Raw genomic sequence first — 14,582 nt, forward strand, 5'->3', positions numbered from 1 at the left:
CGCCTTTCCACATCAGAAAGACATAGGCAATGAAAAAAATATTGGCTACCTTGGTACTTGGTTTGGGCATGTGGATGGGAGGGTCCATGGCCCTGGCCCAGGCGCCCGCCGCCGACGCGGCTTCGGCCGCAGCATCCGTGGTGGAAGCGCCTGCGCCAGCCGCTGCAGCAGCTCCCGCAGCGGCTCCTGCGGACGCAGCGCCCGCCGCCGCACCCGCGGAAGCAGCGCCCGCCGCCCCCGTTCCCAAGGTCGATTCCGGTGATACCGCGTGGATGCTGACCTCCACGCTGCTGGTCATCCTGATGACGCTGCCCGGACTGGCGCTGTTCTACGGCGGCCTGGCCCGCTCCAAGAACATGCTGTCGGTGCTGATGCAGGTCTTCGTGATCTTCTCGCTGATCAGCATCCTGTGGGCCATCTATGGCTACAGCCTGGCGTTTTCGGGTGACGGCAACTTCTTCGGCGGGTTCGACAAGATCTTCCTGAAGGGCGTGACCACCGAGACCTTCGGCGCGCTGATCACGATCCCCGAGTACGTGTTCGTCGCGTTCCAGGGCACGTTTGCCGCCATCACCGTGGCGCTGGTCGTGGGCTCGTTCGCCGAACGCATCAAGTTCTCGGCGGTGCTGGTCTTCGCTGTGCTGTGGTTCACCTTCAGCTACGTGCCGATGGCCCACATCGTCTGGGGCGGCGGCCTGCTGGCCAAGGACGGCGCGCTGGACTTCGCCGGCGGCACCGTGGTGCACATCAATGCCGGTGTAGCCGGTCTGGTGGGCGCCTATGTGCTGGGCAAGCGCGTCGGCTACGGCCGCGAAGCCTACACGCCGCACTCGCTGACGTTGACCATGGTCGGTGCCTCGCTGCTGTGGGTGGGCTGGTTCGGCTTCAACGCCGGCTCTGCCGGTGCGGCCAACGGCGCCGCCGGCCTGGCGTTCATCAACACCATCCTGGCCACGGCTGCGGCGACGCTGTCCTGGATCATGGGCGAGGCTCTGCACAAGGGCAAGGCGTCCATGCTGGGCGCTGCCTCCGGTGCGGTGGGTGGCCTGGTGGCCGTGACGCCCGCTGCCGGCTTCGTCGGCCCGATGGGCTCGATCGTGCTGGGCCTGCTGGCCGGCCTGATCTGCCTGTGGGGCGTGGGTGGCCTGAAGCGCATGCTGGGTGCCGACGACGCGTTCGACGTGTTCGGCGTGCACGGCGTGGGCGGCATCCTGGGTGCCATCCTGACCGGTGTGTTTGCCTCCCAAAGCCTGGGCGGCACCGGCGGCCTGACGCCCGACACGTTCTCGATGGGCACACAGGTCTGGATCCAGACCAAGAGCGTGCTGTTCACCATGGTCTGGTCCGCCGTGGTGGCCTTCATCGCCTACAAGATCGCCGACATGACGGTGGGTCTGCGTGTGACGGAAGAGGAAGAGCGCGAAGGCCTGGACATCACCTCGCACGGCGAGACGGCCTACAACCGCTGAGGAAGATCAGCGCCACGGCCAGCCCGGCTGGCATGTGGCGTGCAATGCACGAGGTCTCCTGAAAAGGTTGGGCCCGCGGGGATTGTTCCCCGCGGGCCCTTTTTTTGGGTGGCTCGGCCCGGCCGGGAGCTCACGCCGCAGCTGAAAAAATCTCAGGGCCACCGGCCCGGGGCCGCGCGTACCATGCGCCGCATGAATGCTCTATTGGAGGAGATGGTCCAGCGGGTGCGCAGCGCCACGCAGGACGGCACGCCGCTGCGGCTGGTCGGCGGTGGCAGCAAGGACGGCTACGGCCAACGCCTGCACGGCGAACCGCTGGACACGCGCGGCTACACCGGCATCGTCAGCTACGAGCCCAGCGAGCTGGTGGTCACGGTGCGCTGTGGCACGCCGCTGGTTGAACTCGAAGCCGCGCTCGCCGCGCAGGGCCAGTGCCTGCCGTTCGAGCCGCCGCACCGCCTGCCCGGCGCCGACCCCGATGCCCCGCGCCAGGCCACCTGTGGTGGCATGCTGGCGGCCGGCCTGTCGGGCCCGGCACGCGCTAACAGCGGCGCGGTGCGCGATTTCGTGCTGGGGCTGCAGCTGATCAACGGCCGTGGCGAGCATTTGAACTTCGGCGGCCAGGTGATGAAGAACGTGGCGGGCTATGACGTCTCGCGCCTCATGGCCGGTGCACTGGGCACGCTGGGCCTCATCACCGACATCAGCCTGAAGGTGCTGCCCGTGGCGCCGGCCCAGGCCACGCTGCGCTTCGACTGGCAGCAGGCCGAGGCACTGCGCCAGTTGCATCAGTGGGGCGGCCAGCCGCTGCCGCTGAACGCCAGCTGCTGGCAAGAGGGCGAAGGCCTGACAGTGCGCTTGCGCGGTGCGGTGGCCGATGTCGACGCGGCCTGCAAGCACCTGGGCGGCGAACGCCTGGCGGCCGAAGCCGCCACCACCTTCTGGCAAGCGCGGCGCGACATGGCCATGCCCTGGGCCGACATCGGCCACGCGCGTGACCTGTGGCGCCTGTCTGTGCCGCAGACGGCACCGGTGCTCGACCTGCCCGAGGCGCCGCTGGTGGAGTGGCACGGCGGCCAGCGCTGGCTGGCGGCGCCGCCCGCGCAGGCCGCGCACGTGCGCCAGGCCGCGCAGGCGGTGGGCGGCAGCGCCACCTTGTTCCTCGCAGCGACGGGCGAGCGCAGCGGCGCGCGCGCTGCGTTCTTCGACCCGCTGCCGCCGGCGTTGATGCGCATCCACCACGCGCTCAAGGCCTCGTTCGATCCGGCCGGCATCTTCAATCCCGGGCGCCTGTACGCCGATTTCTGAGCACAGCCCAGGACATGCAAACCCAACTCTCCCCCGAATACCAAGGCACGCCGGACGGCCTGGCGGCCGAGGCGATCCTGCGCAAGTGCGTGCACTGCGGCTTCTGCACCGCCACCTGCCCCACCTACCAACTGCTCGGCGATGAGCTGGACGGCCCGCGCGGGCGCATCTACCTGATGAAGCAGGTGCTGGAAGGCGCCGAGCCCACGCGCGCCACGCAGCTGCACCTGGACCGCTGCCTGACCTGCCGCAACTGCGAGACCACCTGCCCCTCGGGGGTGGACTACGGCCATCTGGTGGACATCGGCCGCAAGCTGGTCGACGCCAAGGTGGAACGCCCCGCCGGTGAACGCGCCCTGCGCTGGGCGCTGAAAGAAGGCTTGACCTCGCCTGCCTTCGCGCCGGCCATGCGTGTGGGCCAGGCGGTGCGCGGCCTGCTGCCGGACAAGCTGCGCGCCAAGGTGCCTGAACGCCGCCCCGCCGGTGCCTGGCCAGCCCCGCGCCACGCGCGGCGTGTGCTGCTGCCGGCCGGCTGCGTGCAGCCGTCGATGGCGCCTTCGATCGACACCGCCACAGCGCGCGTGCTGGACGCGGCCGGCATCTCGGGCGTGCGCGGGCCTGGCGGTGGCGGCTGCTGCGGCGCTGTCAAGTTCCACCTGAACGACCACGACGGCGGCAAGGCCCAGATGCGCGCCAACATCGACGCCTGGTGGCCGCTGCTGCAGCCCGGCGCCGAGGGTGCGGTCGAGGCCATCGTCGTCAACGCCTCGGGCTGCAGCGTGATGGTCAAGGACTACGGCCACGTGCTGCAGGGCGACCCGGCCTATGCCGACAAGGCGGCACATGTCAGCGCGATGGCGCGCGACCTCGTCGAGCTGCTGCCCGAGATCGCCGGCCCGCTCGCAGGCAAGTTGTCGGCCGAGCGCCCGCGCGGCGTGGTCGCCTTCCACCCGCCCTGCACGCTGCAGCACGGCCAGCAACTGCGCGGCCTGGTGGAACGCCACCTCGGCGAGCTGGGCTTCGACGTGCGCGTGGCAACCAACGAAGCGCATCTGTGCTGCGGCTCTGCAGGCACGTATTCGGTGCTGCAGCCTGAACTGTCGACCCAGCTGCGCGACCGCAAGCTCGGCCACCTGCAGGCGCTGCAGCCGCAGACCATCGTCTCGGCCAACATCGGATGCATCACCCACCTCCAAGGCGGCTGTGACACGCCGGTGCGCCATTGGGTCGAGGTGCTGGACGCCGCGCTGGCCTGACGGCAACGCCAGCGCCAGCGCCGGTGCCCGTGCCGGTCCATGCAATGACCTCGGCGGGCCGACAGCCATCGCACGGCCCGTCAGGCCGGCAAGCTCACGCCCTCTGGTTCACCCCGCACCAGCGCGCCATGAAGACCGCCAGCACGGCGGTCACCTCCATCAGGCTGTCCAGCGAAACCCATTCGTCGATGCCGTGGTAGGCCGCGCCCGTGGGGCCATAGCAGACAGCCGGCGTGTCGCCATACAGGTTGGAAAACTTGGCGTCGGTGGTGCCTGTGAAGGCCTGCGGCAGCAGCGGCGCACCGGCGATGTCCTGGTGGCACTGCTGCGCACCATTGCATTGAGGCCGACCCCTGTCGCCAGAGCGCCGCCGGGCGGCACGGCCTCAGGCGCTGAGCGCGGCCTCGATGTCTTTGGCCAGGCTCTCGGGCTTGTCTTGCGGCGCGTAGCGGCGGATCACCTGGCCGTCTTTGCCGAGCAGGAACTTGGTGAAGTTCCACTTGATCGCTGTGGTGCCGAGAAAGCCCGGCGCCTCACGCGTGAGCCACCGGTAGAGCGGGTGCGCATCGCCGCCATTGACCTCGATCTTGGACATCATCGGAAAGCTGACGCCATAGTTCTTCTGGCAGAAGGCGCCGATCTCCGCATCGCTGCCCGGGTCTTGCCGGCCGAACTGGTTACAGGGAAAGCCCAGCACCACCAGGCCGCGCGCGCCATACGCCTCGTGCAGCTGCTGCAGGCCGGCGAACTGCGGTGTGAAGCCGCACGCGCTGGCGGTGTTGACGATCAGCAGCGGCTGGCCCCTGAACTGCGCCAGCGCCACGGGCTGGCCGTCCAGCGCGAGGGCTTCGAAATCGTAGACGGAATCGCTCATCACATGGTCCTTTCAATTGCGGGGGCCATTCTCACGCGCCGCGCCCAGAAGGGCCGTGGCGCAGCCCCGTCAGAACCGCCGCGGAACTGGCTCTGCCAGGCCGCTGGCGGCGCCCCCCTTCGCGCAGCAGAAGGGGAAGACGCGAAGCGGCCTTTGGGGATGTTCTCTGCTAGTGCGTGTGGTCGTTGCGGGCGATGTTGAGCAGGTGCTCGACCTCGTCCTTGTACACGCGGCAGTTGTACGCATGCCAGCGCTGGATCACATACATGAACCCGGCGACCACGACACCGAAGGCCGTGATCGCACCGAAGGCCGACAGCCCCAGGCCGGTGGACAAACTGTAGAACGCGCCCAGGCCCAGGATGCAGGCCTGCTCGTTGAAGTTCTGCACCGCAATCGACCGGCCGGCGCCCATCAGGTTGTGACCCCGGTGCTGCAGCAGCGCATTCATCGGCACGACGAGAAAGCCGCCCAGCGCCCCCAGCAGGATCAGGAACGGCGCCGCCACCCAGACGTTGTCGATGAAGTTCATCAGCACCACCAGCACGCCCATGGCGATGCCCAGCGGCATGACGCGTGTGGCCATGTCCAGCTTCATGCGCATGGACGCCACCACGGCGCCCACCGCCGTGCCGATGGCCACGACGCCGACCAGCGAGGAGGCCTTGGTCGTGCCGTAGCCCAGCGCAGCGGCGGCCCAGGCCAGCACGATGTAGCGCAGGTTGCCCGACACGCCCCAGAACAAGGTGGTGGTGGCCAGCGAGATCTGGCCCAGCCGGTCGTTCCACAAGCGCGAGTTGCAGCGCCAGAAATCGGGCAGCAGCTCCAGCAGTCGCTTGGGCATGGCACGCATCGGCACACCGGTGCCAGGGATGCGGGTGTTGATCCACGCGGCCAGCGCATAGACGAAGACCAGCACGCAGATGGCGGCCTCGGCGGCGTTGTCGATGTTGGTGTCGATGAACGGCAGGTCGATGGCCAGCAGCTTGCTGGAGATCATCGGCCCGACCAGTTGGCCGCCCAGCAGCACGCCCAGGATGATGGAGCCGATGGTGAGCCCCTCGATCCAGCCGTTGGCCTTGACCAGTTGCGAGGGCGGCAACAGCTCGGTGAGGATGCCGTACTTGGCGGGCGAGTAGGCCGCAGCGCCCAGGCCCACGATGGCGTAGGACAGCAGCGGGTGGCTGCCGAACAGCATCATCAGGCAGCCGATGACCTTGATGGCGTTGCTGTAGAACATGACGCGGCCCTTGGGCAGCGCGTCCGCGAAGGCGCCGACGAAGGGCGCCAGCACCACGTAGAACAGCGCAAACATCGGCACCAGCGCGGCACGTTGCCAGTCCGGCGCGCCCCCGGCGCGGAGCAGTTCGATGGCGGCAATGAATATCGCGTTGTCGGCCAGTGACGAGAAGAACTGGGCCGACATGATGGTGAAAAAACCGCGCTTCATTGCATGTCGTGGGTGCCATCAGCCGTGCTGATGCTGAGTGAAGAGGACTTGTCTCTGATTGTGTCGCGGGGTTATATCACGCACCCAATGCGAGAATTCTTCAATCCCTTTTCGCACACCGGACGCTGCCCAACAGGCGTTCGGCCCACCTCCGATGCCCCGTCCGATCCAGGCCACCATCCACACCGAATCCCTGCGCCACAACCTGGCCCGCGTGCGGCTGGCAGCGCGCGACGCGCGGGTCTGGGCCGTGGTCAAGGCCAATGCCTACGGCCATGGCATCGAGCGCGTCTTCGAGGGGCTGCGCGGTGCGGACGGCTTCGCGCTGCTGGACCTGGCCGAGGCCGAGCGCGTGCGCGCGCTGGGCTGGCGCGGGCCCATCCTGCTGCTCGAAGGCGTGTTCGAGCCGCGTGACCTGGAGCTGTGTTCGCGCCTGGGCCTGTGGCATGCCGTGCACTGCGACGCGCAGATCGACTGGCTGGCCGCGCACAAGACGCAGCAGGGCCACCGCGTGTTCCTCAAACTCAACTCGGGCATGAACCGGCTGGGCTTCGCACCCGCGCGCATGCGCACGGCGTGGACACGGCTGGAGGCGCTGCCGCAGGTCGAAGAGATCTCGCTGATGACGCACTTCAGCGATGCGGATGGCACCAAAGGCATCGCCGCGCAGATGGCGATCTTCGACGAGGTCACGCGCGACCTGCCCGGCGAGCGCAGCGTGGCCAACAGTGCCGCGACGCTGCGCCACGTCGACACGCCCGGTGTGCGCGGCGACTGGGTGCGCCCCGGCATCGCGGTCTATGGCGGCGCGCCCGACCACCCGGTGCGCGACAGCGCGCACTGGCAACTGCAGCCGGCCATGACGCTGGCATCGCGCCTGATCGGCGTGCAGGAGCTGGCGGTGGGCGATGCCGTGGGCTATGGCTCCAGCTTCGTGGCAGAGGCGCCGATGCGCATCGGCGTCGTCGCCTGCGGCTATGCCGATGGCTACCCGCGCCACTGCGGCACCGGCACGCCGGTGCTGGTGGACGGCGTGCGCACGCGGCTGGTGGGGCGTGTGAGCATGGACATGGTGACCGTGGACCTGACGCCCGTGCCGCAGGCGCACCTGGGCAGCGAGGTCACGCTGTGGGGCCGCGCCAGCGCGTCGGTGGGCGGCGCGGTGCTGCCGATCGACGAGGTGGCGCAATCTGCAGGCACGGTGGGCTACGAGCTGATGTGCGCGCTGGCGTTGCGCGTGCCTACGGTCGTGGCTGACTGATCGGCGCCGGTCCGGTCGCCGAACAAGCGCCAGGGGGCCGTGATCAATACAGGCCGCGCTCGCGCGCGTGCAGCCGCGCCAGCCCGAACAGCGCATCCGTGAACGGCGTGGCCGTCTGCGTGATCTGCCCCAGCTCGCGCACGGCGCCCACCAGCGCATCCAGCTCCACCGGCCGGCCGGCTTCCACGTCCTGCAGCATCGAGGTCTTGAACGCGCCCAGCTTGCGCGTGACGGCGTGGCGGTCTTCGGGCTGCTGCGCGATCGGGATGCCGATGCGCGCGCCGACTTCCTTGGCCTCCAGCATCACCTGCGTGACCAGGCCGCGCACCAGCTCGTCGTCCATGATCTTGTCGGTTGTCGCGCCGGTGATGGCGCTGATCGGGTTGACCGTCATGTTGCCCCACAGCTTGTACCAGCAGTCCTTCTGGATCTGCTCGGACGGCTGGGTCTCGATGCCGGCGCGGTGCAGCAGCGCAGCCAGGGCCTGCACGCGCTCGCTGACGCCGCCTGCGGGCTCGCCGATGATGAGCTGGTTGCCGAAGTGGTGCTTCACATGCCCCGGCCCCAGCAGCGCGCAGCTGGCGTGCACGATGCAGCCCAGCACGTGCTGCGGCGCGATGGCGGCGGCGATGCGGCCACCCGGGTCCACGCTGTCCAGCTGGCGGCCCGCATAGGCGCCGCCGAAGCCCTGGAAGAACCACCACGGCACGCCGTTCATGGCGGTCAGCACGATGGTCTGCGGCCCCAGCAGCGGGCCGATGGCCTGGGCCACGGATGCCATGGCCGGTGCCTTCACGGCCACCAGCACCAGGTCTTGCGGGCCGAGTGCGGCCGGATCATCGCTGGCCTGCACCGGCACCATCTGCGTCTGGCCGCCGTGCTCCAGCCGCAGGCCGTGCTGCTGCAGCGCCTGCAGCGTGGCACCGCGCGCCACGGCGCTGAGGGTGCAGCCGGCCTGGGCCAGCCGGGCACCGATCCAGCCGCCGATGGCCCCGGCGCCGAAGATGCAGACGCGGGGAATCGATGCGGTCAAGCGATCAGCCTTCCGCCGTGAAGCCGATGGCCTTGACGATCGGCGCCCACTTGGCCGTGTCGCGCTTGATCAGCTCGGCCAGCTCGGTCGGCGAAGACGACATCGCCTCCAGGCCGAAGGTGGCCAGGCCGTCGACCACGTCCTTGTGGGCCAGCGCGGTCTTCACCGCAGCGTTCAGGCGCGCCACGGTTTCGGCCGGCGTCTTGGCCGGCAGGAAGAAGGCGAACCACTCGCTGTGCGTGCAGTCCTTGATGCCTTGTTCTTCGTAGGTCGGCACGTCGGGTGCGAAACGGCTGCGCTTGATGCCCGAGACGCCGAGGATGCGCACCTTGCCGCTGGCCAGGTGCTGCGTCAGGTCGCCGACCGGGCCGGACACGGCCGACACGTTGCCGCCCAGCAGATCCAGCATGGCCGGCTGCGTGCCACGGTAGGCCGCGTGCTTGAGATCCACCCCGCCATTCCTGCCCAGCAGGGCGCCGACGAAGTGCGGCGTGGAGCCGGCCGCCGGCGAGCCGAAGTTGGCACCGGCCGTGTTGGCCTTGGCCCAGGCCAGGAACTCGGGCACGGTCTTGACGCTGGCCGGCACGCTGGGTCCCACGGCCAGGCCGAAATCGAACACGCAGGCCAGCGACACCGGGGCCAGGTCGACCTGCGGGTCATACGCCAGCTTCTTGTAGATGTGCGGGTAGATCGTCAGCATGGAGGTGGGCGTCTGCAGCATCGTCGTGCCGTCCGGCGTGGCGGCCTTGACGAACTGGATCGCGATCTGCCCGCCGGCGCCGGTGCGGTTCTCCACCACGGCCGATTTGGCATAGGACGGCGCCAACTGCGTGGCGACACGGCGGCAGGTGGTGTCCGAGGTGCCGCCTGCGGCGAAGCCGGTGATGATGCGCAGCAGCTCGGGCTGGTTCTGCGCCAGCGCATGCTGGCCCAGCGTGGCGAGCAGCGCGGAAGCGCCGGCGGACTGGAGAATTTGGCGGCGGTGGATGGTCATGTCGAACTCCTGAGTGTCAAGGGGGTGCCGGCGGCCGGGGCCGTCGAAAAGGCGCGCTATTCTTCCAGCCGATCCGTGCATCGGATACCCGTGTTTACCTTCGGCATCCGCGCCTCGGCCAGCCGCAAGCGACTTTGCGGTCGATCGCGCGCGCTGCGGCGCTCAATAAGTGGTGCTGGCCGCAGGCGCCGACACGGCCGACTTGAAGCGCGCCGCCAGCGCTGCCGTGTGGCGCACCAGCAGGTTGGTGTCCAGCCCCACCGCCACGAACAGCGCACCCTGGGCCAGGTAGCCGCGTGACAGCTCTTCGTCCGGCGACAGGATGCCGGGCGCCTTGCCGGCTTTCAGGATGCGGGCGATGGCGTCGGCGATGGCGGCCTGCACCTGCGGGTGGCCGGGGTTGCCCACGTGGCCCATCGAGGCGGACAGGTCGGCCGGGCCGATGAAGACGCCGTCCACGCCCTCGGTGGCGGCGATGGCGTCCAGGTTCTCCAGCGCGGTGGTGCTCTCGGCCTGCACCAGCAGGCAGACCTGGTCGTTGGCCTCGGCGGCATAACGCGGGTTGTGGCCCCAGTGCGAGGCGCGCGCCCCGCCCATGCCACGCACGCCCAGCGGCGGGTAGCGCATGCTCTGCACCAGGGTGGCGGCCTGCTCGGCCGTGTCGACCATGGGCACCAGCAGCGTCTGGGCGCCAATGTCCAGGTTCTGCTTGATCAGCGCCTGGCCCACATGGCCATGGCCCATGGGGATGCGCACCACCGGTTGCGTGGGATAGGGCGCGATGGCCTGCAGCGCACCCAGCGTGCTGCGCAGGTCGTTGGGCGAATGCTCCCCGTCGATCAGCAACCAGTCGAAGCCGGCGCAGGCGCAGATCTCGGCGGCGTAGGGGTCGGCCAGGTTCATCCACAACCCGATCTGAGGCTGGCGCTGGCCCAGGGCCTGCTTGAAACGGTTCTGAGGGGTCTGCATGCGGTGTCTCCGGGAGTGGGGATGGAAATTCAGCCGGCTGGCCGGCCGAACAGCGGGTGCAGGTTGCTGTGCTTGCCGTCGAACACCTCGTGCCCCTCGTCGATTTGCAGCGTCACGCCCAGGTGCCGCTCGCCGAAGATCGGTGCGAAGTGCGCGCGCACGGTGGCCAGCAGCGCCTCGCCGGCAGCCTGCTGGATGTCAGCCGGCCGGCCCTTGGCCATGCGCAGGTTCAGGTAGACGAAGGCGTAGTCGCCCTGGCCGTCGGCCACGACATGGTGCGTGGCCGCGAACGCCAGCACGCGCGTGCCCCCGGTTGGGAACAGTTGCCCGCCCGCTGCATCGCGCTGGGCCAGCATGGTGGCCGACAACGCGTGGCACAGGGCATCCATGTCGGTTTCGGACTCGAGATTCGGGCTGTACAGAACGACGAGGTGAGGCACGGGTTCAGCTCCTTGCGCGCGGGAAGGGGGGTGGGACGCTCCAATTGTCGCGTCGCCACCAGCGTGCGGTTTTTGGCAGTTCGCGCGGCAAACAGACTTGTGTAGAGACAAATTGTTTCATATTTCATCCAGTTGGCTAAGATGGCTCCATCACCAACGGCACACCCGCGCGAAAGCCGGGGTCGCAAAGTCACCGGTCTAAGGTGTCGGCTCACGCCGGCGCTAGGGCAGCGGGACCGCTGATCTCCCAGAGCGCTGCCGCATGGCGGCTGCACTGTGGTGCCTCGCGGTTCCCGCGCCATGCCGGCCTGCGCCGCCCCTCGCCGCGTTCCCTGCCCGCCGCCGTGGTGAGCCGCTTGAGGAACCGACATGCATTGCACTGACTTCGCTCCCCACCGCCTGCTGCTGCGCGCGGCCCTGGCGACCAGCCTGCTGGCGGCACCGTGGACAGCTGCCTTTGCCGTCGTCAAGTGCGTGGCGCCCGATGGCCACGTGACCTTCCAGGACGTGGGCTGCAGCGTGCACTCGACCACGCAGCCCCTCGTCAAGCGCTTCGGCCAGCTCAGCTCCGACCAAGCCACGCCGCGCACACCGCGCGTGCAGCGCGACGAACCAGCGCAGGCACGGCACAGCGGCCGCCAGGCGTCGGCCTCCAGCCCGGTAGGTCTTGCCTTCGGACAGGTCGCTGCGCCGGCGTGGCGCTGACGTGCATTGCGTGTCGGCCCTCGCCTACGAGGCGTCTCCCCGCAATCCCACACGGCCCGCAGGGTGTCGCGCAGAAGATCGGCTGGCCCCATACCACGTCGGCCCTTCACCATGCACATGCCACCTGAGCTCGCACCCTCGCCACCGCAGGCCCTGCCGCCCGGTGCGCGCCGTCAGCTGCATGCGATCCGCCAGCTGCGCGAGCGCCTGTTCGATCTGCAGTGCGAGCCCGACCCGGACCCGGCCGCCATCGACGGCCTGATGCGGCGCCTGGCGCGTGTGCGGGGTCACTGCGTGGCGGCTCCGGTCGCCTGACCGGCTCGCCTGCCCGGTGCTCGCCATGCCGGCGCGGTGTGCCGGCCGGCTCAGCCCGCGCTGCTGCCCGGTGCGCGAACCGTGGACAATGCCCGCTTTCCGACTTGCCCGAGGCCGGGCCACGCGCCGCGGCCTCCCCCTCCAGGAGCTTTCCATGACCTACCCCAGCACCCAACTTTTTATTGCCGGCGAGTGGCAGGACGCCGCCGACGGCCGCAGCCTGGCCGTGCACAACCCGGCCACGGGCAAGGAAATCGGCCGCGTCGCGCATGCCGGTATCCCAGACCTGGACCGCGCACTGGCGGCGGCGCAAAAAGGCTTCGAAGTCTGGCGCGACATGCCCGCCATCGAGCGCGCCAAGACCATGCGCCGTGCCGCCGCGTTGATGCGTGAGCGCGCCGGTGACATCGGCGCCGTGCTGACGCAAGAGAACGGCAAGCCCCTGGCCGAAGCCAAGGGCGAGGCCATGGCCTCGGCCGACATCATCGAATGGTTCGCCGACGAAGGCCTGCGCGTGTATGGCCGCATCGTGCCCTCGCGCGGCAACCTGGCAGTGCGCCAGCTGGTGGTGAAAGACCCGGTCGGCCCGGTGGCGGCGTTCACGCCCTGGAACTTCCCGATCAACCAGGTGGTGCGCAAGCTGTCGGCCGCGCTGGCCACCGGCTGCTCCATGCTGATCAAGGCGCCCGAAGAAACCCCCGCCGGCCCGGCCGCGCTGATCCGCGCGTTCGCCGACGCCGGCATGCCGGCCGGCGTGATCGGCCTGGTCTACGGCAACCCGGCCGAGATCTCCAACTACCTGATCCCGCACCCCATCATCCGCAAGGTCACGTTCACCGGCTCCACGCCGGTGGGCAAGCAGCTGGCCGCCTTGGCCGGCCAGCACATGAAGCGCGTGACGATGGAGCTGGGTGGCCACGCGCCGGTGATCGTCTGCGAAGACGCCGACATCGCGCTGGCCGTCAAGTCCGCCGGCGGCGCCAAGTTCCGCAACGCCGGCCAGGTCTGCATCTCGCCCACGCGCTTCCTGGTGCACAGCAGCGTGCAAAAGGAATTCGCCACGGCGCTCACCACCTATGCGCGCGGCCTGAAGGTGGGCGACGGCATGACCGAAGGCACGCAGATGGGCCCGCTGGCCAACCCCCGCCGCCTGACGGCCATGGCCGAGTTCACGCAGGATGCCGTGAAGCAAGGCGCCACGCTGGCGCTGGGCGGCGAGCGCATCGGCGACGCCGGCTATTTCTGGCAGCCCACGGTGCTGACCGATGTGCCGCTGTCGGCCAAGGTGTTCAACGACGAGCCCTTCGGCCCCATGGCCGCCGTGCGCCCGTTCGACAAGCTGGAAGACGCGATCCTGGAGGCCAACCGCCTGCCGTTCGGTCTGGCCGGCTACGCGTTCACGCGCTCGCTGAAGAACGCACACTTGCTGTCGCAACGGGTCGAGGTCGGCATGCTGTGGATCAACCAGCCGGCCACGCCCTCGGCCGAGATGCCGTTCGGCGGCATCAAGGACTCAGGCTACGGCTCCGAGGGCGGCCCCGAAGCCATGGAGGCCTATCTGAACACGCGCGCTGTGTCCATCACCAACGTCTGATGCGCTCGCTCGTGCGCCGCGGCCTGCAACGCGCCGTTGTGCTGGTCGCCCTGCCTGCGGCTGCGCTGGCCGCCAGCCCGACCGAGGCCGGCCCCGATGTCGATGCCGGGCTCGCCCCCGGCACCACCCGTCCGCTGTGGGAGCTGGGCGTCGGCGTGGCCGGCCTGCGCCTGCCCGACTACCGTGGTGCCGATCAGAGCCGCAGCTATGCGCTGCCACTGCCCTACATCGTCTACCGTGGCACCTGGTTCAAGGCCGACCGCGACGGCGCCCGCGCCGTGCTGCTGGACAGCGATCGCGTGAAGCTGGACGTGAGCCTGGCCGCTTCGGCGCCGGCCCGCAGCGAAGACAACGAGGCCCGGCGCGGCATGCGTGACCTGAAGGGACTGGCCGAGATCGGCCCCAACCTGAACCTGGAGCTGGCCCGCTCGCAGCCCGGCCGTTGGAAGTTGGACCTGCGACTGCCGCTGCGCGCCGCGTTCACGCTGGAGCGCACGCCCCGCTTCGTCGGCGGCACCTTCTCGCCCAACCTGAATCTGGATCTGGCCGGCGTCGGCGCAGGCTGGAACGTCGGCCTGCTGACCGGCCCGGTGTTCGGCGACAGCCGCTACCACCGCTATTTCTACGGCGTGGGCGCGGCCGACGCCACGGCCGCCCGCCCGGCCTACAACGCAGGCGGCGGCTATGGCGGCTGGCAGGCCGTGGCCGCCACCTCGCGCCGCTTCGGCAATACCTGGGTGGGCGCCTTTGTGCGCTATGACCGGCTGGACGGCGCCCGCTTCGAAGACAGCCCGCTGGTGCGGCGCAAGTCGGCCCTGGCTGTCGGACTGGGGGTGTCGTGGATCTTGGCGACTTCGTCGGAGCGCGTGGCGGCACGCGATTGAGGTTGGACCGTGTGCGGGGATCTGCGACCA

14 protein-coding genes and 1 riboswitch are annotated in these 14,582 nt (G+C 69.6%); of the genes, 8 read left to right on the top strand and 6 right to left on the bottom strand.

Features of this window, described 5'->3' with window-relative positions; translation table 11 throughout:
* Positions 1-29: 29 nt before the first annotated feature.
* The 3 genes from AC099J_RS14070 (at position 30) to glcF (ending at position 4,033) form a co-directional block, all read left to right on the top strand.
* Positions 30-1,469: an ammonium transporter gene (locus AC099J_RS14070; protein WP_479615873.1), complete on the top strand. Its 1,440-nt coding sequence runs from the start codon at positions 30-32 to the stop codon at positions 1,467-1,469.
* A gap of 192 nt (positions 1,470-1,661) precedes the next feature.
* Positions 1,662-2,777, top strand: coding sequence for a glycolate oxidase subunit GlcE (gene glcE, locus AC099J_RS14075; RefSeq protein ID WP_479615874.1), 1,116 nt, complete (start codon positions 1,662-1,664; stop codon positions 2,775-2,777).
* Between the two features lie 14 nt (positions 2,778-2,791).
* Positions 2,792-4,033, top strand: a complete 1,242-nt coding sequence (gene glcF / locus AC099J_RS14080; protein ID WP_479615875.1) for a glycolate oxidase subunit GlcF — start codon at positions 2,792-2,794, stop codon at positions 4,031-4,033.
* 385 nt (positions 4,034-4,418) lie between these two features.
* On the opposite strand, the gene AC099J_RS14085 is transcribed toward glcF, so the two are convergent.
* Together AC099J_RS14085 and lplT are read right to left on the bottom strand one after the other, a co-directional pair.
* Positions 4,419-4,907: a glutathione peroxidase gene (locus AC099J_RS14085; RefSeq protein WP_479615876.1), complete on the bottom strand. Its 489-nt coding sequence runs from the start codon at positions 4,905-4,907 to the stop codon at positions 4,419-4,421.
* Positions 4,908-5,076: 169 nt separating this feature from the next.
* Positions 5,077-6,357, bottom strand: a complete 1,281-nt coding sequence (lplT, locus tag AC099J_RS14090) for a lysophospholipid transporter LplT (protein ID WP_479615877.1) — start codon at positions 6,355-6,357, stop codon at positions 5,077-5,079.
* Positions 6,358-6,511: 154 nt separating this feature from the next.
* Between lplT and alr the strand changes: the two genes are divergently transcribed.
* Positions 6,512-7,618 (top strand): alanine racemase, encoded by a 1,107-nt coding sequence (alr, locus tag AC099J_RS14095; RefSeq protein ID WP_479615878.1) that lies wholly within the window; start codon positions 6,512-6,514, stop codon positions 7,616-7,618.
* A 43-nt stretch (positions 7,619-7,661) separates the two neighbouring features.
* Here alr and AC099J_RS14100 read toward each other — a convergent pair whose 3' ends face one another.
* The 4 genes from AC099J_RS14100 to AC099J_RS14115 form a co-directional block, all read right to left on the bottom strand.
* Complete coding sequence (locus AC099J_RS14100) at positions 7,662-8,651, bottom strand: 2-dehydropantoate 2-reductase (protein WP_479615879.1); 990 nt, start codon at positions 8,649-8,651, stop codon at positions 7,662-7,664.
* A gap of 4 nt (positions 8,652-8,655) precedes the next feature.
* A complete protein-coding gene (locus tag AC099J_RS14105) occupies positions 8,656-9,645 on the bottom strand; it encodes a Bug family tripartite tricarboxylate transporter substrate binding protein (RefSeq protein ID WP_479615880.1) in 990 nt (329 codons plus the stop codon).
* A gap of 162 nt (positions 9,646-9,807) precedes the next feature.
* On the bottom strand, positions 9,808-10,614 hold the full coding sequence (locus AC099J_RS14110) for an aldolase/citrate lyase family protein (RefSeq protein ID WP_479615881.1): 807 nt from the start codon (positions 10,612-10,614) through the stop codon (positions 9,808-9,810).
* Between the two features lie 29 nt (positions 10,615-10,643).
* On the bottom strand, positions 10,644-11,054 hold the full coding sequence (locus AC099J_RS14115) for a 5-carboxymethyl-2-hydroxymuconate isomerase (RefSeq protein WP_479615882.1): 411 nt from the start codon (positions 11,052-11,054) through the stop codon (positions 10,644-10,646).
* A 148-nt stretch (positions 11,055-11,202) separates the two neighbouring features.
* A riboswitch (cyclic di-GMP riboswitch) is annotated at positions 11,203-11,298 on the top strand.
* Positions 11,299-11,423: 125 nt separating this feature from the next.
* Here AC099J_RS14115 and AC099J_RS14120 point away from each other — a divergent pair.
* From AC099J_RS14120 to AC099J_RS14135, 4 genes are all read left to right on the top strand, one after another.
* The gene (locus AC099J_RS14120) at positions 11,424-11,759 is read left to right on the top strand and encodes a hypothetical protein (RefSeq protein WP_479615883.1); all 336 of its coding nucleotides are present in this window, start codon (positions 11,424-11,426) and stop codon (positions 11,757-11,759) included.
* Between the two features lie 111 nt (positions 11,760-11,870).
* Positions 11,871-12,074 carry a hypothetical protein gene (locus AC099J_RS14125; protein ID WP_479615884.1) on the top strand — a complete coding sequence of 68 codons (204 nt, stop codon included), beginning with the start codon at positions 11,871-11,873 and terminating at the stop codon, positions 12,072-12,074.
* Between the two features lie 154 nt (positions 12,075-12,228).
* Positions 12,229-13,668 carry an NAD-dependent succinate-semialdehyde dehydrogenase gene (locus AC099J_RS14130; RefSeq protein ID WP_479615885.1) on the top strand — a complete coding sequence of 480 codons (1,440 nt, stop codon included), beginning with the start codon at positions 12,229-12,231 and terminating at the stop codon, positions 13,666-13,668.
* Positions 13,668-14,552 carry a MipA/OmpV family protein gene (locus AC099J_RS14135; protein ID WP_479615886.1) on the top strand — a complete coding sequence of 295 codons (885 nt, stop codon included), beginning with the start codon at positions 13,668-13,670 and terminating at the stop codon, positions 14,550-14,552. The genes AC099J_RS14130 and AC099J_RS14135 overlap by 1 nt, the downstream gene beginning before the upstream one ends.
* Positions 14,553-14,582: the final 30 nt, after the last annotated feature.

The sequence above is a fragment of the Rhodoferax sp. RT4P68 genome (assembly GCF_056521305.1).

What these genes read in the sequence shown, in the direction of transcription:
- AC099J_RS14105 (WP_479615880.1), bottom strand. Translation starts at nt 9,645, where the DNA reads ATGACCATCCACCGCCGCCAAATTCTCCAGTCCGCCGGCGCTTCCGCG.
- AC099J_RS14070 (WP_479615873.1), top strand. Translation starts at nt 30, where the DNA reads ATGAAAAAAATATTGGCTACCTTGGTACTTGGTTTGGGCATGTGGATG.
- glcF (WP_479615875.1), top strand. Translation starts at nt 2,792, where the DNA reads ATGCAAACCCAACTCTCCCCCGAATACCAAGGCACGCCGGACGGCCTG.
- AC099J_RS14125 (WP_479615884.1), top strand. Translation starts at nt 11,871, where the DNA reads ATGCACATGCCACCTGAGCTCGCACCCTCGCCACCGCAGGCCCTGCCG.
- alr (WP_479615878.1), top strand. Translation starts at nt 6,512, where the DNA reads ATGCCCCGTCCGATCCAGGCCACCATCCACACCGAATCCCTGCGCCAC.
- AC099J_RS14135 (WP_479615886.1), top strand. Translation starts at nt 13,668, where the DNA reads ATGCGCTCGCTCGTGCGCCGCGGCCTGCAACGCGCCGTTGTGCTGGTC.
- AC099J_RS14120 (WP_479615883.1), top strand. Translation starts at nt 11,424, where the DNA reads ATGCATTGCACTGACTTCGCTCCCCACCGCCTGCTGCTGCGCGCGGCC.
- AC099J_RS14130 (WP_479615885.1), top strand. Translation starts at nt 12,229, where the DNA reads ATGACCTACCCCAGCACCCAACTTTTTATTGCCGGCGAGTGGCAGGAC.
- AC099J_RS14110 (WP_479615881.1), bottom strand. Translation starts at nt 10,614, where the DNA reads ATGCAGACCCCTCAGAACCGTTTCAAGCAGGCCCTGGGCCAGCGCCAG.
- glcE (WP_479615874.1), top strand. Translation starts at nt 1,662, where the DNA reads ATGAATGCTCTATTGGAGGAGATGGTCCAGCGGGTGCGCAGCGCCACG.
- lplT (WP_479615877.1), bottom strand. Translation starts at nt 6,357, where the DNA reads ATGAAGCGCGGTTTTTTCACCATCATGTCGGCCCAGTTCTTCTCGTCA.
- AC099J_RS14085 (WP_479615876.1), bottom strand. Translation starts at nt 4,907, where the DNA reads ATGAGCGATTCCGTCTACGATTTCGAAGCCCTCGCGCTGGACGGCCAG.